This is a genomic window from Halococcus sediminicola (assembly GCF_000755245.1).
Classification (GTDB): Archaea; Halobacteriota; Halobacteria; order Halobacteriales; family Halococcaceae; genus Halococcus; species Halococcus sediminicola.
This window is the reverse complement of the sequence record NZ_BBMP01000006.1, coordinates 25,123-46,426: the sequence shown is the minus strand read 5'-3', so window position 1 is coordinate 46,426 and position 21,304 is coordinate 25,123. Positions and strand designations below refer to the sequence as shown.

Genomic DNA, 21,304 nt, shown 5'->3' with positions numbered 1-21,304 from the left:
AGTTCCTAAAACTGCCAATCCAACCAGTGTAGCCAGGGATTTGACTATCAGCTCATCCAGATCGATCCGAATCACCACCCTTCTGCTTCATGGGAAGATCACCGTCATACTCAGATACTGAGCAAATTTGATCGACAGCTTCCGGCCACTGAACCATCTCACCTTCACTACAGCGAATCCAGGTGTACTCCCTCTCTTGGAAGTACGCAGAATCCGTGCATCTAAGACGATAAGCTGTATTGTAACCCTGCTTAAAACAGGTCTTATCAAAATCCGTGCCATTGATCTCACGTATACTATTTTCCAGATCACTTTCATCAATCGTATAGGTGGTTGAAGTGCAGCCAGAGACCGCAACAACAGCAATGAGTAAACCAGCTAAAACCAGATTCTCCTTCACTGAGTATCAGGCCTCCTCCAAGATCCGCTTGAAACGCTTCCCCGGATCATCCTCACCAACCTCAATACGCTCAATATCCACCAAGCACTGCAAATGGAACCACGCAGTTAGAGACCCATCGAAATCCCCGAACAGCGCGTTCCGCTTCTTCCCATACGTGATCCGGACAGCCTCCTTCCCACTCTCAATGAAGCCGCCACACTCCTCACAACGCCTCACTGGGTATCGGCCTCCGAGTTATTCTTCAACCCAGGCTCAACACCGTACTTCTCTGCGACCTCACGGACCGGCTCAGCAAGCTTCTCACGTTCTTCGCCGTCAACCCAAGCCCACTCACGCAGCTCATCGCCATCCATCACTTCCGGCAACTCAATCACAGTCTCGCGGACATGCACGGGATAGTCCTCGAAGTCACCAGGCTTACCCTCAAACCGGTCATCACGGAACTTCTGACGCGCCTCAACCTGATAGCCTAACACCACAGTGATCTCGTGGTCTCGGGACGGAACCTGAAGAATAGAGACGTACTTCGACTTCTGGGCTGCTGGGGTCTGGACTATCTCACCGCACTCATGGCAACGGTACTTCTCATCCTCATCGTGCAGCAGTGCGTACTCTTCGCAGCTTGGACACTGATGGCTCATCCAGCATCAGCCTCGGTGCTCAACGATCTCGGCAGTCATGACTTCTACATCCGGATCGCTCAGATCCTCCAGTGCCTCCTTGATTTTAGATTCAGCCTCTTCTTTGTCGGTTTCGCTGCAGAACGCGACTACGCCGACGTCAAACTCGTGTCCATTCTTCATCGTATCGAGAGCCCTGTCTGGGACTCGAACCCAGCATAGTACGGCTACAAACCGCTCCACGCATCACACGACTGCACCGCATTGATCCTTGCAGACCGTTTATCACGCAATTACACGTGTCCTCCGGCTCCAGATTGACGTCATGTCGCGGACTTTCCGCGTGCGCTCTCCCATTGAGCTAACAGGGCAAACCAGCCAGACAGAGGGAACGACGCTAACGGGATCTCCGCGGAGTTTACGGGTTTCCCCACCGCAGCTGCTGAACCATTAACTGGCTGGAAACAGCGGCCTCTCGGATTCGAACCGAGGTTACTCTTAGGGCGTTATACGCTCACAGCAACACCACGTTAGTATCGCCTTCTCTATCAGCCTTCACCAGTAATTAGCTGGCTACTCCTGACCTACACGAGTGCTAAACTAAGGCCGCAAAAGGCCGGTTTTTTCTTGGAGTGAGCTACCAGCCTCCAAAACTCACAGAGATATAGATGCCTGATAGGGCATGTCGCCGGACGTAGGCCACGTCAGAAGGCCGGTACAAAGCCCACCTGATCGATTTCCTGAACAGGAAACCATATCCAGCTAATGCGCCGTCCGCGATTCGAACGCGGGTCACCGGGTCTTTGCAGCTATAGCCACCTACTGCTCCATTTCTGGACTTGCGGGCTCAGGAGTTACACCTGTATTGCCACATGCTCGGTTAGCACCCAGTATCGTTGACCGCTGGACCAACAGCGCAAACCGGCCAGTTTCACGTCATAGCCGAGGACGGGCGTAGAGATCACCCTTGAAGACCTCACGTCACCGGACGTAGGCTCATAGATGGGCCGACTTTCGCATATCCCATCACCATATCCGGCGAAACGGACAGTTTTAGGCCAGTGTCCAGGGCCAATTTGACGCCGCACCAGCCGAAGAACGAGGTACAATCAAAGCTCCTGCGTGGGACAGTTACAATGACGAGCTCCGACTGATGCAGTATCGCCAACAGACTTAGCGTAGCTGCCGGACAGCTTCCTTTACATCGCCGCCGCGAACCGTCTTCCGACCAGCATGCTCCGCAATCTCAATAGCCCGTTCCGCGATCTCAGTGCCATACTCCTGCATCAACTTAGCGTTCTTGTCAGCGGCTTCCTCAGTCACCCGCTTGTTCGTCTCTGATTTTAGCAGTTTGCGGCCGCGAGCCGTAGAGAATTCAGTGTCATTAGTCATTATGAGAAACAATGCGAAAATGACATTTATATTGGTATTGGAGAGAATAGTTGAGATCCATCCCAGCTCTAAGAAGCAAAACTGGATTCGATGAATTCCTGTACAACATCGGCATTTCACCAATATCGCGCAAAGAGGCCCGGTCTTTAGGCCGGAGAAGACATCAGCCATTTATCTTATCAAATTTGTGGTGAGAAGTTCATTCCTTCGTTGTCGAAGTGAATAAGATAGGGAATGAATCACCCCTAGATATAAAAATATAATTGCATATATTAGATTATGAAAAAATCGCTGCGTCAAAATCTTCGAAGTCTGGATAGAGAAGAATATCAGATTCTGCGGAAGATGTCTAGACTCTCTAAGAATCTCTACAACAGACATCTCTACGAGGTTCGACAGCACTACTTTGACAACGGCGAGTACCTGAACTACTACAACACCTACAACCAGATCAAGAGCAACGAAAACTACGAATTACTGCCGTCACAGGCAGCACAACAGACGATGAAGCAAGCCGACAAAGGATTTCAGTCGTTCTTCAAGCTTATAGAAAAGAAGAAAGAAGGAAAATATCAAGCTAACTGCTCTCCGCCAAATTATTTGGAGAAAGACGGTTTTCATCCCATTACATTTCCAAATCAATCTTTTCAGCTCAAAGAGGACTATATCCGGGTAGGTGTACCGAAGCAGTTCAGAGAAGAATACGGCTTCAGCCGAAAAGAGATCCGGATACCGTTCACCTATGAAGAGGTGCGGCAGTCAGAGATCAAGCAATTACAGATACTGCCGAAATCCAATGCCGAATACTTCGAATACCGAATCATCTACGAAGAAGATGCAGAAGAGGTTGAGACAGAAGAAGAGACATTCCTCTCGATTGATCTTGGTGTCGATAACTTGGCAACATGTGTTGACCATTCTGGACGCTCATTCATACTGGATGGGCGTGCTTTGAAATCAACGAACAGATGGTACAACAAACGTAGAGCAAAGCTACAGAGCATCAAAGATAAGCAAGGAATCGAACGCGAAACCAACCGTATGCAGCGAATCCGCAGAAAACGAGAGAACAAAATCCATGACTACTTCAACAAAGCTGTTCGTGGCTTGGTCGACTACTGTGTTGAACACAGGATTGAGAAAGTGATCGTTGGAGATGCAAAAGGATGGAAAAAGGATAGCGATCTCGGTGACAGAACCAATCAAAGCTTCAGTTCTATTCCGCATGACAAGTTCAAGCAGAAGCTGAAACACAAGTTAGAGGAGAAAGGTATCGAGTTCAAGCTACAGAATGAATCGCATACCAGTAAGTGCAGCTTCCTCGACAACGAACCAGTAGAGCACCACGAAGAGTACGTTGGTACTCGAAGGAATCGTGGTTTGTTCGTTGCATCGGACGGGACAGAGTTGAACGCGGATGTGAATGCAGCTGCGAACATAGCAAGGAAACACAAAGGTAAGCCAAATACAGAGCTATTCGATAGTTCTGTGGATGGTGTAGAGAGCGTTGTGAACACGCCTGAACGAATAAGGAAACCTGACTTCTGTCAGGTTAGCACGTGGGCATGACCTGCCTAATTCACTACTTCGTTGAAGCCCCTTCCTCATCTCGAAGAGACAAGGTAGCGGGTAGTTCACCATTCTGCGGCCAGTAGCCGTCAAAAATTCAGTGTTATTGCTCAAAGTATGGTTAACTCCCGAAAATGACAATGTATATTACTATGGTTCGACTACATCGATGTCGAAATCTGCTCTACATCTCATTCTCCAAGCGGGTCAGCAACTCCACCACACAAATCACTACTCCGTAATCACCATCCGAGTATCCAACGGATTACTCGGCGTATCCGTACGCTCACGAATCAACTCCCTCTCCTCATCCTCAAACCCGTACAGGTCCAGCACCAACTCGTCCAATTCATCCTGAAGCTCCTGCATCTCCTCACCAGCCTCCTCCAACTCGTCTCGCACCGTACGAAGTCTATCAAGCAATTCTGGAACCATCGACTTATCCGAAGGTAGACGTATTTTCTTGATCTCGTCAGCCAATTCCAGATTTTTCATCTCTAGAATCTCCATTAGAAGGGCTTGATAATCCTCATTCTCATCAAAGAACCTGATTTCCGAGGAAAGATTCTGAAAAGTAACGCGATTTCCATCAACAACCGCGTCCTCAACCTCTACATTCTTCAAATCATAAGACTCAACAGCAGGATGTTCAGGCAATTGAAAGGAATCTACACTGAACTCCTCATAGATATGAGCTGGATTCTGGAGTATCTGATCGCTATCTTTCAAATCCTCAATAAAGTTGACAATCTCCTCTGTTTTCGATGATATTGATTCCTCTAGCTCGGAGTCTCTTGGAAGTGGAAGCGAACCCCACACATTGCCATAATATCGGAGATAAGAACCGCGGTATGTCGGTGCTTCCATTCGCATATAGAACTGCATTACAATGCTGTTCCCAATGCCAACTAAGAACGAGTAATCATCCATTTCATCAGGCACGGCATAATAAATCGTGTTCAGAAGATGAGTCCTACCACTGACAAATGTAAAATTGCTGTAGTAGGCGATATCCGGAGTGATGATTTTCCGCTCATCCGTTATAGCTCCCGGACGGGCACGCCGAAGTTCCCACCAGGAATCAATTGTAGTTCGTTTCTCTAAATCCTCTCTGTACTCACTAAGATGCTCCTTGATGTTCGGAAATCTATCTATGTCCAAATCGTTGTGAGCGTATATAACCTTCTTAGAATGAATAGGGTCTCTCCAGCGTCTAATCTCTTCTCCCTCAAGCACTGGATAGATAATCTCTTCCTCCAGATCCTTTTCCTTGACTTCTTCATCAGTCACAAGATAGGCAGGATTGTATCCTGGTTGCAACCCGGTTTCAATACGCTTACAAACGTCATCAAACGTACGATTATGCGAAACGTCGCTATTGATCTGTTCTAGTATCCTACTATCGTCATCTGGGATGAATTTCCAAGATTGTTCATCCAGACTATTTGAAGAGACAGGGAAAGCATTAACAAACTCATCTTCATGCTCCTCCCCGATATTTGACTTGATGTGTGAAAGAAGGTCAGAAACATCATCCATTCCCTCCTTGACTTCCACAAACGGGAAACTATATTCCTCTGTATTCCTCTCTTCCTCGTCAGTTTTCCTCTGCATCACAAACACACATGGATAATTAACCGCGTCCTCGAACACTCCAGCATCCGCGAAATCAACGAATTCGTCAACAAATACATAGCGAGGCATGGTCTTCCGAAGCTTCTCACCATACTGAGCACCTGTGAATTTGTTAGAAGTAATATAACTGACCTTACCACCGGGTTTCAACCAGTCTCGAACACTATCGATGAACAAGATCAAGATGTCATACTGACGGTGAGCTGCATTCGGGAAAGCATCGTTATAAGAGTCGCGCTGACCCTTCGGAATGTCATTGTAATAGACGTACGGAGGGTTTCCGACGACAATATCATATTCACCGTTTTTGATCGCATCCGCCTTCTCCTTATCCTCCTGGTACTTCCTCGCAATCGTATCCGAGTAAAACCCGGACAGCTTCGAATCAACACCTCGCTTCAACGAATCCGTCTGATAGATCTTGAAATTCTGAATCGTGTAATCCGGATCTTGCTCCTTCACCTCTCGGTACAGATCGATAATCTGGAAGACAAGGTTGATCTGCGCGATATTGACAGCGAACGGATTCAAATCAAGGCCATGAAGCCGGTCCTGAACGATCTCTAAAGCACGCTTCGGCGGCACACCCTTCCGATCAAGCCGCTCAACCAACCGATTAGCAGCCTGAACCAGAAACGTCCCTGAACCAGTCGCCGGATCAAGAATATCTTTATGCTCAATCGGCTGATCCGGAGTGTACTCTAAGCGGTCCAGAATGAAGTTGACCACTTCTGTCGGCGTATAGAACTCACCCAGTCGCTGACGCTCCTCCTTCGGCAAATGCCGTTCATACAGATGACCGAGAACATCCCGGTCAACACCTGAGAAATCGTAATGATTCAGATGCCAGAACGTCTTCTGGAAGATCTCATTGAGCGCGGAACCATCCCGTAGCTCCCAATCAAAGATACTGCCAGAATACAGGTGCTCATACAGCTCCATCATCTCATCACACGCCGCATCGAACAAGTCCCGATAATCCTTCGCCGAACCAGTATACTTGGCGTAATTCTCCCAGAAATCGAAGAACTCCCTCACACCGCCGTCACTCACCATCTGATTCAACAACCCCTTATCCTCAGCTATCCGGATAAACAGAATCTTATTGATCTGTGTATAGACCGACTCACGGCAGAAGACACGCTTATTCTCATCTTCGTTCTCGCCCACCCGATTCGACAGCTGCTTCCAGACCTCGTAATCATCGTGAAACCGCCGGTACGGCTCCAACCTTTCCTCAACCTCGGAAAGCTGCCGACGGATCTCCGCCTCCTCCTCCGTATCCTCACCACCACTATCCCGTACCGTCACAAGCTCCGACTGTAGTTGATCTCTTTCTTTCTTAACCTCAGAATACAGGCGCTGATATTCGTCGAACCGCTTCAACGTATAGACCATGAAATACTCGTTGATACACTTCTGAAGAGCATCCAGCAGATTGTTGAATCCCTCATCCGAACCCACACTCTGGATCTGAGTAGACGGAATATCAAACTCGTTGAACTTACTGAGCTTAGCGACCTCCTCACGCCTCAACTTATTCAACTCCAATAGATCCTGGTACCCCTCGATATCGACCGCGCTGAGAAGGGCACGCCCACTATCAGCGTTAACCATTCCTTCGAAGTTGACCTCCGCTATCTTCCGAGCGGTGTAACCATCGTGACTCTTCGCATCAGGATGATCTTCGCTACAGGTCTTGTACAAAAGGAACTCATCAATATTAGTTGAGACGAAATACTCCACATAGCCTCTGTCACCAGCATACTCGAATCCTTGGTCAATCCCGTTTTCTACGTCGACGGAGCGGCGCTTTGCCTCAACCACGATCACCGCATTCCCATCGTCATCTCTAATGATGATGTCGTTCCAGTCGTTTTCCTGCTCGTAGTCGCTCTCGCTGTGACCGAGTACGTCGATGAATAGGTGGTTGATGAGCCGCGGTACAACATCTGATTCCGCTCTATCCTCGAAGTCGATTTCGCGGTAGATCGCAGCGTACTCATTCAGAGTGTTCTGGATGAAGTCTTGCTCGGCATCAGAGAGATCCAGCGAACTCAATCCGGACATAGCCACATCCACCAACAGCGGCGGCATAGTTCCTTTGATGGTCCCGAGTGCAATGATGCGCCCAACTACCAGTGGTTTGTCACCGGTCAGTGGTGACCTTTTAAAAGAGTTAAGGGTCATACAACCAATATGTCCGAATATGATTCCAGACCAGACCAACAAGCAGCAGATGACGCAATAATGGATCTACTGCTCAATGAAAAACCAGCTAAAATCCTAAGGACGCTACGCGAACCCAGTAAGGACAACTACGGCCAAGCCATCGCGTATAAGATCAACTCGACGTATAGCCATACGCTGAAGCTGCTGAAACGGTTCGAAGAGCACGACGTAGTCGAGTCCGATACTGATGGAAGAAAGAAGATCTACGAACTAACGGAAGACGGGCAAGAACTCGCCGACGCCGCAGAACAGCTCCTCGCCAAAACACAGAACCGAGAACCAGTACAGTACGATGACCCACTCGTAGAAGCCGAATCCTCCGTCATATAAAGAATATTAGTTTCCCCCTTTTTAGCCCAACAGTAGCGCTGCACCGCTAGCAGCGTACTATCGAACCCTAATACAAAGCTCAGCCTCGGAATCCCATTCTACCGTTGAGCGATTATTTTAATCTCCGCAGTCTCAAGCAGGGCCGACTACTCGAACAGAACTTACGCGACCAAATACAGCTACACGACCGACTCCAGGAACTCGAAGACGGCTCCGTAGAAGCAGAGAAACTCCAAGAACAACTCACGAAACTCCAACGCCAGAAGCTCGAATATCTACAGCATCCGTTTCAACCGATCAACATTCAAGGTGCGGACAACAGCATCGAACTCGGACAAACAGAGAACGGAGAACCGTATCGTATACCGCTCGATCAATTGACGAAGCACTCTCTGACGGTAGGGGAGACTGGAGCAGGAAAAACGAATCTCAACTACCTGATTCTACAGCAGCTGAATCAACAAGGCATCCCGTTCTGGGTGTTCGACGTTGATCCTGAATACCACTCGCTACTCGCTGACGACCGTTTCGAAGACGTGCTGGTCATACCTTGGCGACACCTCAAAATCAATCCGCTATACCCGCCAGAGGGCATTCGACCCAGCCGTTGGATTCAAGAGTTCGCGGACCTCTTCGGCGAAAGCCAGGCACTCATCTCCTCACGAAACCTCGTCTACCGCGTTCTCTCCGACTGTTATAGCGCTCAACGCATGAATCCAGATCCACAGAAAGTACCGGACCTCGAAATACTGGAACAGCAAATACGCGAGTACAGCCCGCGCGATCACGTTGAACGCGGATACCGCTCACGAGTACGCGACCGCTTAGAGACGATCAACGAGGCCACCGGCCCGCTATTCGATTGCCGACGCGGAATACCCATCCGAGAGCTGGTGAACCGTAACGTCGTCTTCCAGTTCGACGGGCTGTTGGATGACGCACAACGACTCGTAATGGAAACACTGCTCTACAAGCTCCACCTGTACCGGCATCAGCAACCAGTGACAAGCCAGCTACGGCACGTTACCATTATCGACGAAGCATACGACATGTTCCCCGAAGAGAAAGAAGACAACAAGAAGGGGCAGCCAAGAATTAACGTCATCCTGAAGCGGACCCGAAAGCGAGGGAACGGCATACTCGCCGCTGACCAGGAGGCCACCAAGCTGATGGAATCTCTGAAGGCCAACACCGCCACGAAGATCCTGCTCCCATCCACTGACGAACAACAATTCGAAAGCATGTCACGCAGCATCGGGCTGGACACAGAGCAAAAGGAATGGTGTCGGAACCAGTTAGAGACGGGGACGGCACTTGTCTACAACCGTGCTACCGGACTCGCACCTGTTGACATACCTCTGGTCAAGCCCAGCGAGGGAGAAGAGGTCAACATCCCAGCAGAGATGGGTGGCGAATGGAGCGAGCTGAAGAAAAGCGTCGTATCGGATTAGGCGTCCTATCTTGTTGCCACCTGCTGGTGGCTGTGAACTGTCGCCTGAACATGGCAGGGTTTATTAATTAAATTATATAGCAGATTATATAGTCGATCACAATGGTTGAAATTCTACAAAAGAAAGACGCGGAAATACTCGAAAACAACGGTACCAGCCGTATCAGCATCAAAGGCGACTGGCCCAAACTCCTGAACATGGAGCCAGGCGACCCAATCAAAATGGGGGTTGTCAAGGCAGACGACATCCTTCATCTTATCGCAGTCAACCGCGACCACCAACCAAACATCGAGAACATTGACGAAGATGCATTAGCCGAACTAATAGGTGAAACTCCGTGAGAGATCTAAATGTCTCTGATGAGACGGTCGCCGATCTACGTGCAGTTGCTATTGAAGAAAGCAAAGCTCGCCCAGATGTCGCCGTTGACGTAGAAGATGTCTTGAAAGATTGGATCGAGCGTTATTGGGCAACTCGGTAGGTGGTAAAACAGTGCAGCCAGCTCAAAACCAACTCCAGACAGGTAAAATCGTACAGTGATGCAAAATCGGCGATCTCAAACTCAGTTACGCATTCGAGAATGAACTTCAATTCTCAAAAGAGCTTTCTACCAATCTCCACGGAAGAAGAATAATCAACACCAGTGGAGACAGCACAACTGTACAGACACAGCACGATACAAAACGAGGTAGAAAAAGGAGACCGGACATCATCCTTCATCAAGACGAACAGATCGAGATGAAGTGGCGCGAGCTCAGCAACCCATTCTACATCGAATGTAAGCTCGGGAACGAATACCGAAAAAATGGGAACGGCCTTTCATCGTTGAAACAGATCCACGACAATCTCATCCAGATTCTCAAATATAACTACGATGACGACTCACACAGGGTCAAGGATCTCGAAAAATACGGCGACAGACACGTAGCTGTCACAACACCGCTTCTACTCAAAGAAAAGCAACAAGTCAGAGATTTCGAAGAAGATTACATCAACCTACCGCAGCTCATCCGAACACTCTGGAAACTCGGCCTCGGCATCTGTTATCAAGACCGACAGGGAGCTTACAAGATCGCATTCAATGAACAGGAAGTGATAACAATTGAGTGAGCTGCCGACCGTCGACATCCGAGAAGTCGTAACCGAACTCGGATTACGGAAAGGGAAACGAAAGGGAAACTACACAGAATACTACTGCGAGGTCCACGACGGCAATACTCCCGACCTCTGCGTATACAGCAACGACTTCGTCTGCTACAGCTCCGCCAACAAAAGCGGAGGCGGCGCACTCAGCCTCGTAATGCACATCAAACAGTACAACTCCGTTGAACGTGCCGTAGAATGGCTGAGAGAACATTTCCCTGAGAAAGACTGGGAAGACATAGATCAGGAAACGCTTGACAGACGGAAAGCGAGCAGAGAAGTCCTCAACAAAGCAACCGAATGGAGCCATCAAGCCCTCAAAAAAGAGCATTCACCGCTCCACGAACACATCAAAGAAACACGGAACTTTGACGACGATCTCATAGACGAAACAAAAATCGGGTTCATGAGCATTGATACCATAGATACCCTGAAACAACGGTTCGATAAGCAAGCGCTGACCGATTCCGGACTCTTCTACGAAAAAGACAGCGACCTCATCTGCCAAATGTACCGCCGCATAGTCTTCCCTTACACCAGAGGAGAACAGACCTGGTACATGATCGGACGGAAACCAAGCGACTACAGCGGCCCTGAAAAATACAGGCAGATCCTCTCCGACAGCAACGCAAAATACAAGAAACTGATCGAGAACGATACCCTCAACCGGCACATAATCTACGAATGGCACCAAGACCGCGAAAACCAGAACACGGTAGTCATCACCGAAGGCGTCACAGACGCCATCTCAGCTCACAGAGCAGGATACAATGTCTCAAGTCCGGTCACTACACAATACAGCGACAGAGATATCAAGAAAGTCTGCAACCGGGTAAGCGACTTCAAGAACGTCTACATCGTAATGGATGGGGACAGCGAAGGCTGGAAAGGAGCGAAGAAAACAGCGCAGATACTCGCAGAAAACGGTGTTGAAGCCCAGCTTGTACGGTTCGACAGAGAAATAGATCTTGATGACTGGACCACCGAGAACGGCTACGAAATAGATTCGCTATTGGATGACGCGGATCTCTACCTCGACATCCTATTTGACGAAGTGGAAGAAGCTGATAGAAGGACGATAAGCGAAAAGAAGCGGAAAGTATGGAGTGCTATCAGAGCATGGGATGAAGAGCAGAAAACCACTGTATTCAAAGAAATGCCTGGTAGCAAGGCAGATAACAGAAAACAGTTCAAAAAATGGTTGGACGAGTATCAAGAGCAGCAGAAAAAGAGGGAGGCACAGAAAAAGACAGAAACAACGCCAAACTCCGAAGATACCGACGATGCAGAAGCAGATATTACGGAAAACCTTCGTCTACGCAACGGAAAGACGCTCAACATCAACCCAACTCCCGACACCTACGTCAACCGTCTGGAGATAACCGCAGCAGAGACCAAGGTAAACGGACACGGCAGCGTCGACACCGACACAAAATTCAAAGTCTACGAAATCCAGTTCGGCGAAGGCGAGGACGAAAACACCTACAAGCTCATAACCGATCCATACCAGCAAATCAGCCTCGGAGAAAACTTCCTACCGATAAAAGTTGCAGACCTCTCGAAACCCTGCTACCGAGAAAGCAAATACTTCAAAGAACAATACAGAGAGCTGAAACGGAAGTCCGACGACTTCAGCAAATCATACAGCGAGTGGCTGAGAAGCATCGAAGGAACCGACTACTTGGAATTAGCCGAAGAAATCGACGGCCCGAGCAAAGACTTGGTGATGGATCTCTCCAACGACCAGATCCTCTCACTCATCGAAGAATACCTTATCAGCGGATACAACACCGATCCCAAGCTGCGGACAGTGATGTATCCAAAGATAATCCGGCACAGCAGGAGAAAAGTCGATCCGAACGAAGTAGCACCCTATCAACCACACACCCAGATGTGGACCAACACCAAAGTCGGAAAATCATACACAGGAGATCGAGTCGGTCGAAAACTCGATGATGCTACACCAGCCGGATTAGTCGGCTACGCGGACAGCGACGGCAAACAGAACGGAATACTCGACGGCCTAACAAGCACCGTTTTCGTCGACGAATTCAACTTCGGAGCCAGCAGCAGACAGCTCAACGACCAACTGCTCAACCTGATGGAACGAGGAATACACGAACAAACAAAAGCCGGGCACAGCATCAAAACCCGGTTCTACGGCCCATTGTCCTACTTAGCGAACCCAAAGGACGGACAACAATACCCAGATGATGATGATGAGTTCGAAGATTACAGAGAAACAGGGAAAACCAGCTTCGAGCTTGTAAGCCAGTTTGAAGAACTAATCCAGTTCCTTGGAATGAACATCCAGGCGATGGCCTCGCGTTTCGGCGTCATCGTCTTCGATGAAGACATGGAGAAAGCCACCAAAGACGACAAAATAAGCCTGTCACGCCAGCGAAAACGGAAGCTGGAGACCTTCACACAGTGGGTGATCAAACAGGTCGCTCCGAAATACAGCGAAATCGAAGAAGAGCTCGAAGACTGGCTGGAACAACCATACGAGGACGAATACCGGGAAACCGTCATGGAACACAGAGACGAGATCCACAACGATATCGTCCAGAAATTCTGGAAAAACCACTTAGAGAGCTACAGGCACGCACGTGGTCAAGCCCTCCGAATGGCTGTCTACCAGAATATAGGCGGAATACTCAAAGACGACTACACATTCGAGGATCTCAGAGAAGAGGCTGAAGCACAGTGGCAGACCGTGAAAGAAGTCAACCTCGATTCTTTGGAGAACATGACTGCTGCCACGGACAATGAGACAGCGGTGAGCAGGAGCAGAGCCAAGCTCGACAGTCAAGAGCCGAAGTATACACGTCTGTTCATCAAAACGCTTGTCAGATTCTACCAAGAAAAAGATTCAGCTAAAGTCGGTAATTACCATGCTTTCGACCAACTGAGGTCGGTATACTCCGGACTTAGGGACGATCTACCTGATGAGGATGTCACTGAAAGCAGTCGGTACTACAAGTGGAGCCGTGTCAAGCAGAACATGGCTGATAATATCCACAAGAAGCGGATCGAACTGGAGCAGAAGTTCGGTGTCGAGGTCCGACGAAGCGGAGAAGACTTCATGGTTCGCGTCAGGAACCCCGACCGATTCAACAACTTCCTTGAGCTGGAGATCGGCGGACAGTCGACTGGAGACACAGGTCGTGGTGATAGTGATGGTAGCGACGGTCGATCTGAAGAAGACAGCTCTGAGGACAATGGCTACGCGATCAAAGGCGAGTATAACCTATCCAGAACCGGTGTCAGAGATATGATCGAGGACAACGCTGAGAACTACGACGGGAATCTGATCCCGCGAAAGGATCTGAAGATATACTTCGGACGGAAATTCGGAAGTCGGTGGAGCAAGTCGAAAGAAAAAATGTTGGATGATGCAATCACAGAGTTGTTATCGGAAGGGAGTATCAGGGAAGCGAAGCCAGATATGTTCGCTTCGAATTGATCACTGTCTCATAGTACCATTTTCTGTAGCTACTTCTTCATAGTTGCATATAACGCCGTTATATTCGGGATTTTCGCTACCCGAAGGTAACAGGCTATATAAAAAAGTGACATTTGTGACGTTTGGTACCGACGATTACTCTTATGGAATCATCTCTTGTTGGGAGGGGGTGGAGTAAACACCCTCCACAAAAGCAAACTCCATAAGAACTAGAGGCCGTCACATCTGTCACATCCGTCACCGGTATTGTGTATTGCCCATCGTTAGAGTCTCTACCTCCAAAATCCCGTTTAGTACCTGTAGGTGGCGAAAAAATCAATTTCTTTATAAGTAGCTTCTGCTCTGTGCTTTTATCCCTATGTAGAAGGCGTCTATAGGGTGTCACGAGATCGAAATTTGGGGGTATTGAGAGCTTCTGACTACCCCGGATTTGACCGCCACCGTCTGTTTTATAAATATTCCTACCTGTATTTTTGGTATGAGTGGAGCACCAGTCGGTGTTCCATCTTTCCACGGATTCCACAGGCTCAGATCCTTCCCTCTCTGTAGAACCGGTCTGTGTTTCCGTGGTAGACTTGCAGCTGTCCGGCTGACTGCTGGACGCTGCTCTCTAACGATGACAGAAGATACTGTATTCGATGGCTCTGCCAACGCTCAAAATCAAACGCCTCAGGGCGGCCAGTCCCAGTCTGGTTCTGATTCGGAGGTTGCTGCTCGGTACAAGGCGAATCCGTTGACCTTGACCGTGTTCAAGCGTAAGGTGGATGATAATACGTTCCATAATTGCCAGATTCAGCGTGCGTACACGCCTGATGATGGTGATACCTGGAAGTACACTGATTCGCTGCGGCCGCAGGATCTGCGGAAGGCGGCTCGTTTGATGGAGAAGGCTGCTGATGATTTTGATCAGGTCCGTGTTGAGACTCCGGATCAGGGCTGAGAACTATCGTGTCTCACTGGATCTAACTGGTTTGGTGGGACGATCTCTCCACATTTTTGCGGCGCAGGTCGTGTAAATCGCGGCCGCGTCCTACCATTGTTTTCCCCCTTATCCCCCTCTCTTTCTTCAATTCTTGATTTCCAGTGTGGTTTTGACTGGTGCGTGGTCGCTTGGTCCGAGTCCGTTTGCAGTTCCGTTGAGTCCGTTCTGTATTTCGCAGCTCTTGATGTCGAAATGGTCGTCTGCGAGGATGTGGTCTAACCGTTTGTGGTCTACGCCGTTTTGGTGGAACTCGTGGGTGTAATCGTTGGCACTACTCTGTTCGAGGCTGTTGTCGGCGTGCCAGTAGACGTCTCTCATGTCCCATTTGGTGAGTTTCGGGTCGAATATGTAGCGTTCTGCGTTCCGGTATCGCTGTGTATAGGTGAGTTCTGTTGACTCTGTTTCTTCTTCGGGTTTGTAGCGGTAGGGATCGCCGTAGAATGGCTCATCGGTATATTCTCTGCCGTTGGCTTTATGTGGGTCAATCTGGATTCGCCCTTCGGAGTCTCTATGCTCTTCTTTGGGTGCGTTGAAGTCGCCGCCGAGGAGTACCTTCTTGTTGGTCTGGTCGTTCTGTAGGTAGACCTGTGCGTAGATGGTTTCGAGAACATTGGCCTTCTCCTCTTTCCAGCCGCGTCCATAGATGACGCCTGCGTTCCATGCTTGGAGGCCTTCGTTGCCGGTGATGTCGGTAGATGGATGGTCGATGTCGGCTATGAGGATGCAGGTAGGGAAGTTGGCGTAGAAGTAGTTGAGTTTGTCTGGATTTCGGTCTTTCATTTCTCTCAGATCCAATGGGTTTCTGCCGATGTCCCATTTGCTGGCGGTGATTTTGCAGCGTTTGAGTGGAGGCCCGATGTTCTGGAATGGCTGGATATTGGTGTTGTGGAGCTGCCGGTTCCAGTCGCGGTTGTGGGCTATTTTGTACCCGCGTTGGTGGAAGTAATGTTCGAGTCTCTGGAAGTGGCTGGGTTCTTCGCTGTGGTCTTGTGCGTAGTCGACGGCTTGGAATAGGAATATGTCGGTGTCTTCGTGGTGGTTGTCAAGGAAGTTGATCTGTGCTTTGCTTGTGTTTTTGGAGGTGCCGCCTTCGCCGTTGAGGTTCCAGGTCATGACAGTGATATCTTCGCTCATCTTTGTGTGCTCTTTTTCGGATGTCGAGTAGAGTGTATGTGAAAGCTTGGCACTCGGTGGCTGCACTTCTTCAGAGTGGTTGGTTTACTCGCCGTCTCAGAGTTTCCGGATGTTCGGTGAGTTGGTCTGATTCGAAAGTTCGGCGATGGTTGACCTGCGGTGTGTCTCTCTAATCGTCCGTGTCTCGGAGCCGGTATGTTGGTCGGTACTTGGTCTAGCCTAACTGGGTGGGATTGTCCGAGAGTCTGTGACCGGTGCTGGTTTTGTTGGTGTAGAAGCGCTGTGTGCCGGGTTTTGAAAATGGGAAGAAGATAGGAGATGTAGAATAGGTGGTTTTCCGGGTTCTCTGGCTCTCTACTCGGTATTGTTGAGGAATTTTTCTGCTGCTTCTTTGCTGTGGCATTGGAAGGTTCCGCTGTTGTCGGTTAGGTTGGCGTCTTGTAGGTGGCAGTAGTAGCTGCTCCTGTCCTGTGAGAACTCCCATGTGTGTTCGTACTGCGTGGATGTGTCGAGCCTGATTTGAGCTGCTGAATCAATTTGGAGGCTGTTGGAGCGGTTGGTGATGTTGTTCGTCTGCGCGGATTGGTTTGTGTAGTTACCCCCTGTGTAGACGGTGCCTATACCGGCTCCGAGAAGGAATGTGCAGATAGCGATTAGGAGGCATGTCTGTGCTCTAAGCACTTTGACCGCCTGCTTTCTGCTGTTTTCTGTTGTTTTCCCTGTATTGTTCTACGAGTTGGCCGCCGGTTGTGAATCCCCAGTTGAGGTGTCCGTGGTTCTGTCGGTGGGTTTTGGCGTCGCTGCGGGCTTCGTAGGTTTCGTCGCAGTCGAGGCAGCTCCAATACTGCCCTGTCCGCCAGACGTTTGCGAGTGCGCTGAGCGATGCTGTGTCTGGGTCGTGGTTGACACCGGAAACGACGCTGTATTCACCGTCTTCGCCGACCTCGTGTACTATGATTTCCTTCCAGTAGTTCTCTAAGAAGTGTCGGATCTTGTCCTCCGGTGGTTCGGTACCGGATGTGAAGATCTGGTTGCAGACGGTGTTGAGTGTGCAGGGTTGGTGTTGGAGAAGTGTTCGTATGATGACTTCGCTGCGCTGGTTGACTGTGAGATCGTTGAACTCGGTTTTCGTGTAGTCGGTGGTTTCGAGTTCTGGGTAGTCGAGTTCGTCTTCTTCCTCTTCTGCTTCGTTCTCGTTTCCGTTGTTTTCGGCTAATGCCTGTACTTTCGGACAGGATTCGTTGTGTGTCTTCCCGCCATGTTCGTTTGTCGGGCAGTCGCATTCCTCGTCGTCTTCCTGGTGTTCGTCTTCGTAGTGCTGGTCGAGCTTCTCATCTACTTCGTCTATGTCGCCGTGGAATTGTTCGCCGCATTCTTTGCATTTTGAGGTGTGTTCCGGTTCGTTTGTGCTGTCGTCTTCTTCGCTGGTTTTGGCTTGATAGTATTTTTTCCGTCCGTCTGTGTCGGCTACTTCGACTCGTGTATTCGGCCAGTAGCTGGATATTTCTCCGTATTCACGGTCGTCGCTGGCGATTTCTTTGCCGAATAGTTCTTGACCGATCTCTGAGCGTGTGATGGGTCCATGTTCTTTGATAGTTTCGTAGATTTTGTCGTAGCGTTCGCTGGTGGTGTGGTTTTCTCGGAATTGTTCGAGCGGGGTATGGTGGTTCTGCTCGCCTTTTTCGGGTTCTTCGTCGGATTCTGGTGTGTCTACCTTGTCTAAGCCCCATTTCTTCTCGTTGTCGGGTTCGTTGGTTTCGAGTTGGCTGATTCTGTTGCGGAGTTTTTCGAGTTCTTGGGAGAAGGCGTCTTGGAAGCTGTTGATTTCGTCTGCTGGGATTGTGTTTTCGACCTGTGTCTGTAGTTGTTGGATGGTGGTTTTGAGCTGTTCTGTGGTTGCTGAGTCGAGTTCTAGGTGTGGATGGATGTCGATCTCTGTGGGCTCTGTGTTGTCGCTGGAGAGTGTTTGATCGAGTGTTTTCCGTGCGTGGTAGTTGAGTAGTTGGCGTGCGGTTTGCAGGTCTTCGCCGTTCTGGACAGTGATCTGGTTTGCTGTGTCTCGGCTTTTGATTGTGAGGGTGAATCCGTTGTCTGGTATACTGGAATCCATGTAATAGAGTGCAGGAATGACATTTATAGGGTTGATCCCGCAGGATCAAGAAAAGGGGAGAGAAGGGTTAGAGATAGTCGCTGAATCCGGCTTGGTCGGTCAGCACCTCCACCGCTTCCTCGATCTTGTTCCCATCTGAGTCGTAGAGAACCATGTCCTCGTAGAGGCTCTGCCGTCCGCTGGCTTCCCGTTCGAGGTAGCTTTCTGCTGCCTCTACTGAGTCGAAAAACGGGTCCACCACATCGAGTTCGCCGTTGGATAGATCGGTATGGTAGAGGACGCCTTGTTTTCCGTTCCAGTAGCATTTCTCCATCGTTTGACCGCCTCTATGCTCGTAGTTCGGCGAGTTCGTGGAGTGCGTCTCGTTCGTCCTCCCAGTATGGTTCGGTTTCTTCGTCCATTGCGTACTGGTTCATCCGGTCGTTCACTACGTCGGCTGCGTATTCCTGTATGTCGGGCATTTCACCGTCTTGGTCGAGCAACTGGCTGAGTTGGTCGTAGCCCTGTTCTTTGGCGTGTTGTGGTGCGTCGCTGTAGTGTTCGAGTGCGCGTGTACCGGTTTGGAAGGTTTCGTAGATGGTTGGGTTGTCACGGTCTTCGATTTCAGTGTGTGCGGCGTTGAGCAGGTCGGCTGTCGGGTTTTCGAAGTATTCGCCGATCCCGGTTTCTTGGAGGAGGATGAGTGCTTCGTCGAGGTTCATGAGTTCGTGGTTTTGGGCGTCTTTGAGGCGTTGTTCGTATTTGTCTGCGCCTTCGATGAGTGCGTCGACGGCGTGGTGTGCGAGTTCTGGCCGGAATTCTTCGGTGTGGTCTTGGTAGAGTTCGAGGTCGGATACCCAGCCTTTCATGCCGTTGCTGCAGATTTCTCTGAGGCCGCCGAGGTCGTAGCTGATGCCGGTGAATCCGGTGTGGCCTGCGGAGAGGTTGATGCCGAGCTGTGTTTTGTCGCCGTCTCGTGGTTCGATGGTGGTTTCGGGGTTGTTGAGGTAGATCCGGGTGTTCATTTTGCTGTGGTTTTCTCGGCGTGAGAAGTCGCCGTGTGGGTTGAGGTCTTCGCGTTCGATTTTGTCTGTGAGTGCGCCGAGGATTTCGTCGTAGCCGATGATGTTGTACCAGTCGCGGTTGTTGGATACGTCGCCGACGAAGTGGTTGTCTACGTAGAGGCTGTCTCTGAAGTGTACTTGGTTGAATTCGTCTTTGTCGTGGTGTTTGGCGAGTATGTCGTGGCGTTCTGGCTGTGTTTGGTCGTCTGCGATTTTCTGTAGTTCGTCTAAGTTCTGGAATTCTCGTTGTACGTCTGAAATTGTGTGTTCACCTATCGTTGTTTGTGTAGTGGTGAGCGACCCAGATGTTTTTATACAGGGTATGTGGTGTAGAACGACTGTTGTGGCGTGTTAGCTGTGGTGAGAAGCTGGTGTTTAGAGAAGTAGTGGTACAGGAGTCTTTGATTAACCAGGACTCCTGAGAGACTGGTAGCTGTCGAGAAAATGTCTACACTACAACTTTTATAAGTGTGACTGTGGCGGAGTGGTGAATATACAGGGAGGCGGTGACGTCACACCTGACCTCTATTCTTCAATAATCGCCTTTCGAACAGCGGGAGCAAGAAGAGCAGCAAGCGCAGCCATACCTAAGTTCGCGGTCAATTGAAACGCTATGGCTGCCAAGAGAATCCTGATAACACTAATTTGATAATCGTAGGAGAGATTTGTGAACCAGGTACGTGCCTGCCCGGTACTCAGAATCGATTCGACTATCATAGCCGGGATCTCGAAGACCAATTCCGTCGTGAAGGCATCCGAATCCGGAAGCGTGGCGTCCAGCGTAACTCCTTCAGGCCCGGTTTCCGGAGTGGGTGTAGTGATAACCTCTGGAGAGTCGGTCTCGACCGTGGTTGTAGGAGTCTCCGTATTTATAGAGTCTTCAGTATCTGATGTAGCAGGGGTTGATTCGGCTGTTGCCGTAGTGTTCACCGATGTCTGAATAGATGCAAGATCGGCAACAACCGATTCAGGAAACTGGATGTCCCCGATTGAGTTAGCTATCGAGGCGTTCATCAGATTTTGCTGGTGCTGGATATGGTCTAAGATCGATGGGAGACCAGCAGCAATAGCGGACTGCATTATATCTCTGTGCTGGGCGTTGATCGACTCGGCCATGTCTCTGGCAAGACTGTTATGATCTCTTATAACTGGATTTAGCATATCCGCCATTCGGCTCGTCTGGCTTTCTAAAACGCTGTCCGGAATCGAAGATATACCCGACCCTATCGCCATTCTCTGTATTTCGGAGGTGAGATTGTCAGAAAGAGCCTCCCTGAGTTTGCTGAAGTCTACATTTGAGGGAGGTGTATTCTTTTTCGGTGGGCTGTCTACTGTATGGCTCTCAGGGTCGTGTTGTAGGTAGACTGCTCCGACGAACTCACGCACCACCTCTTCCAATTTTTCTCCATCTTCATCTCCAAGGGCATCTTCTATGCTTCTTTCCAGAGAGAAGTAGGCGCGTCCACCGATTGCGGTCCTTGCTGAGATGTTGTCTGTAGGTTGATCGAATATCAGGTCGTAGACGGCAAGTGCTTCCTGAGCGGTGTCCTCGGATAGATCAAGTTCCTCAGAGACTGCTTCGATTTGTTCGAGATCTCGGTATAGTTCACCTGCTTCTCGTACTGTTTCCGCCCACCCGTAGGAAGCGTGTTTTAGGCGTTCTTTCCGTCGCTCCTCGTTTTTCCGCTTCCATTCCTTAAGATCAAATTCTTCGGAATCACCCTCGTCCTCATCCTCCGGCATTACTAATCGTTAGAAGCCGCTGGCAAAGAAAGTACCTCTGGCCTCCGTCTT

At 49.6% G+C, this 21,304-nt stretch carries 19 protein-coding genes; 8 read left to right on the top strand and 11 right to left on the bottom strand.

Annotation, left to right across the window (positions count from 1 at the left end; all coding sequences use genetic code 11):
* Positions 1-52: 52 nt before the first annotated feature.
* The 5 genes from ACP97_RS19700 to ACP97_RS03120 all read right to left on the bottom strand — a co-directional run bounded on the left by ACP97_RS19700 (position 53) and on the right by ACP97_RS03120 (position 2,415).
* The gene (locus tag ACP97_RS19700) at positions 53-400 is read right to left on the bottom strand and encodes a hypothetical protein (protein WP_154019929.1); all 348 of its coding nucleotides are present in this window, start codon (positions 398-400) and stop codon (positions 53-55) included.
* A gap of 6 nt (positions 401-406) precedes the next feature.
* Entirely contained in the window at positions 407-619 is a 213-nt protein-coding gene (locus ACP97_RS03130) for a hypothetical protein (protein WP_049996386.1), read from the bottom strand.
* On the bottom strand, positions 616-1,044 hold the full coding sequence (locus ACP97_RS03125; RefSeq protein WP_049996385.1) for a hypothetical protein: 429 nt from the start codon (positions 1,042-1,044) through the stop codon (positions 616-618). Before ACP97_RS03125 ends, ACP97_RS03130 begins: the two co-directional genes overlap by 4 nt.
* A gap of 6 nt (positions 1,045-1,050) precedes the next feature.
* The gene (locus tag ACP97_RS19695; RefSeq protein ID WP_154019928.1) at positions 1,051-1,206 is read right to left on the bottom strand and encodes a hypothetical protein; all 156 of its coding nucleotides are present in this window, start codon (positions 1,204-1,206) and stop codon (positions 1,051-1,053) included.
* 990 nt (positions 1,207-2,196) lie between these two features.
* Complete coding sequence (locus ACP97_RS03120) at positions 2,197-2,415, bottom strand: histone (RefSeq protein WP_049996589.1); 219 nt, start codon at positions 2,413-2,415, stop codon at positions 2,197-2,199.
* Between the two features lie 279 nt (positions 2,416-2,694).
* Here ACP97_RS03120 and ACP97_RS03115 point away from each other — a divergent pair, with 279 nt between their 5' ends.
* The gene (locus tag ACP97_RS03115; protein WP_049996384.1) at positions 2,695-3,984 is read left to right on the top strand and encodes an RNA-guided endonuclease InsQ/TnpB family protein; all 1,290 of its coding nucleotides are present in this window, start codon (positions 2,695-2,697) and stop codon (positions 3,982-3,984) included.
* Positions 3,985-4,215: 231 nt separating this feature from the next.
* Here ACP97_RS03115 and ACP97_RS03110 read toward each other — a convergent pair whose 3' ends face one another.
* A complete protein-coding gene (locus ACP97_RS03110) occupies positions 4,216-7,809 on the bottom strand; it encodes an Eco57I restriction-modification methylase domain-containing protein (RefSeq protein ID WP_079977536.1) in 3,594 nt (1,197 codons plus the stop codon).
* A 9-nt stretch (positions 7,810-7,818) separates the two neighbouring features.
* Between ACP97_RS03110 and ACP97_RS03105 the strand changes: the two genes are divergently transcribed.
* The 6 genes from ACP97_RS03105 to ACP97_RS03080 all read left to right on the top strand — a co-directional run bounded on the left by ACP97_RS03105 (position 7,819) and on the right by ACP97_RS03080 (position 15,181).
* Positions 7,819-8,181: a helix-turn-helix domain-containing protein gene (locus tag ACP97_RS03105; protein ID WP_049996382.1), complete on the top strand. Its 363-nt coding sequence runs from the start codon at positions 7,819-7,821 to the stop codon at positions 8,179-8,181.
* 104 nt (positions 8,182-8,285) lie between these two features.
* Positions 8,286-9,632: an ATP-binding protein gene (locus ACP97_RS03100; RefSeq protein WP_049996381.1), complete on the top strand. Its 1,347-nt coding sequence runs from the start codon at positions 8,286-8,288 to the stop codon at positions 9,630-9,632.
* Positions 9,633-9,733: 101 nt separating this feature from the next.
* Positions 9,734-9,973 carry a hypothetical protein gene (locus tag ACP97_RS03095; protein WP_049996380.1) on the top strand — a complete coding sequence of 80 codons (240 nt, stop codon included), beginning with the start codon at positions 9,734-9,736 and terminating at the stop codon, positions 9,971-9,973.
* A gap of 397 nt (positions 9,974-10,370) precedes the next feature.
* A complete protein-coding gene (locus tag ACP97_RS03090) occupies positions 10,371-10,742 on the top strand; it encodes a hypothetical protein (protein WP_049996379.1) in 372 nt (123 codons plus the stop codon).
* Positions 10,735-14,241: a toprim domain-containing protein gene (locus ACP97_RS03085; protein ID WP_049996378.1), complete on the top strand. Its 3,507-nt coding sequence runs from the start codon at positions 10,735-10,737 to the stop codon at positions 14,239-14,241. The genes ACP97_RS03090 and ACP97_RS03085 overlap by 8 nt, the downstream gene beginning before the upstream one ends.
* A 616-nt stretch (positions 14,242-14,857) precedes the next feature.
* Positions 14,858-15,181 carry a hypothetical protein gene (locus tag ACP97_RS03080; RefSeq protein ID WP_049996377.1) on the top strand — a complete coding sequence of 108 codons (324 nt, stop codon included), beginning with the start codon at positions 14,858-14,860 and terminating at the stop codon, positions 15,179-15,181.
* A gap of 126 nt (positions 15,182-15,307) precedes the next feature.
* Here ACP97_RS03080 and ACP97_RS03075 read toward each other — a convergent pair whose 3' ends face one another.
* The 4 genes from ACP97_RS03075 to ACP97_RS03055 all read right to left on the bottom strand — a co-directional run bounded on the left by ACP97_RS03075 (position 15,308) and on the right by ACP97_RS03055 (position 19,471).
* Complete coding sequence (locus tag ACP97_RS03075; RefSeq protein ID WP_049996376.1) at positions 15,308-16,357, bottom strand: endonuclease/exonuclease/phosphatase family protein; 1,050 nt, start codon at positions 16,355-16,357, stop codon at positions 15,308-15,310.
* 673 nt (positions 16,358-17,030) lie between these two features.
* The gene (locus tag ACP97_RS03065) at positions 17,031-18,467 is read right to left on the bottom strand and encodes a hypothetical protein (RefSeq protein WP_049996374.1); all 1,437 of its coding nucleotides are present in this window, start codon (positions 18,465-18,467) and stop codon (positions 17,031-17,033) included.
* Positions 18,468-18,534: 67 nt separating this feature from the next.
* On the bottom strand, positions 18,535-18,780 hold the full coding sequence (locus tag ACP97_RS03060) for a hypothetical protein (protein WP_049996373.1): 246 nt from the start codon (positions 18,778-18,780) through the stop codon (positions 18,535-18,537).
* A gap of 13 nt (positions 18,781-18,793) precedes the next feature.
* Complete coding sequence (locus ACP97_RS03055; RefSeq protein WP_049996372.1) at positions 18,794-19,471, bottom strand: hypothetical protein; 678 nt, start codon at positions 19,469-19,471, stop codon at positions 18,794-18,796.
* Between the two features lie 33 nt (positions 19,472-19,504).
* On the opposite strand from ACP97_RS03055, the gene ACP97_RS03050 reads away from it, so the two are divergent.
* Positions 19,505-19,732 (top strand): hypothetical protein, encoded by a 228-nt coding sequence (locus ACP97_RS03050; RefSeq protein ID WP_049996371.1) that lies wholly within the window; start codon positions 19,505-19,507, stop codon positions 19,730-19,732.
* 303 nt (positions 19,733-20,035) lie between these two features.
* Here the strand turns inward: ACP97_RS03050 and ACP97_RS03045 are convergent, their stop codons facing one another.
* Positions 20,036-21,253: a hypothetical protein gene (locus ACP97_RS03045; RefSeq protein ID WP_049996370.1), complete on the bottom strand. Its 1,218-nt coding sequence runs from the start codon at positions 21,251-21,253 to the stop codon at positions 20,036-20,038.
* Between the last annotated feature and the right edge of the window lie 51 nt (positions 21,254-21,304).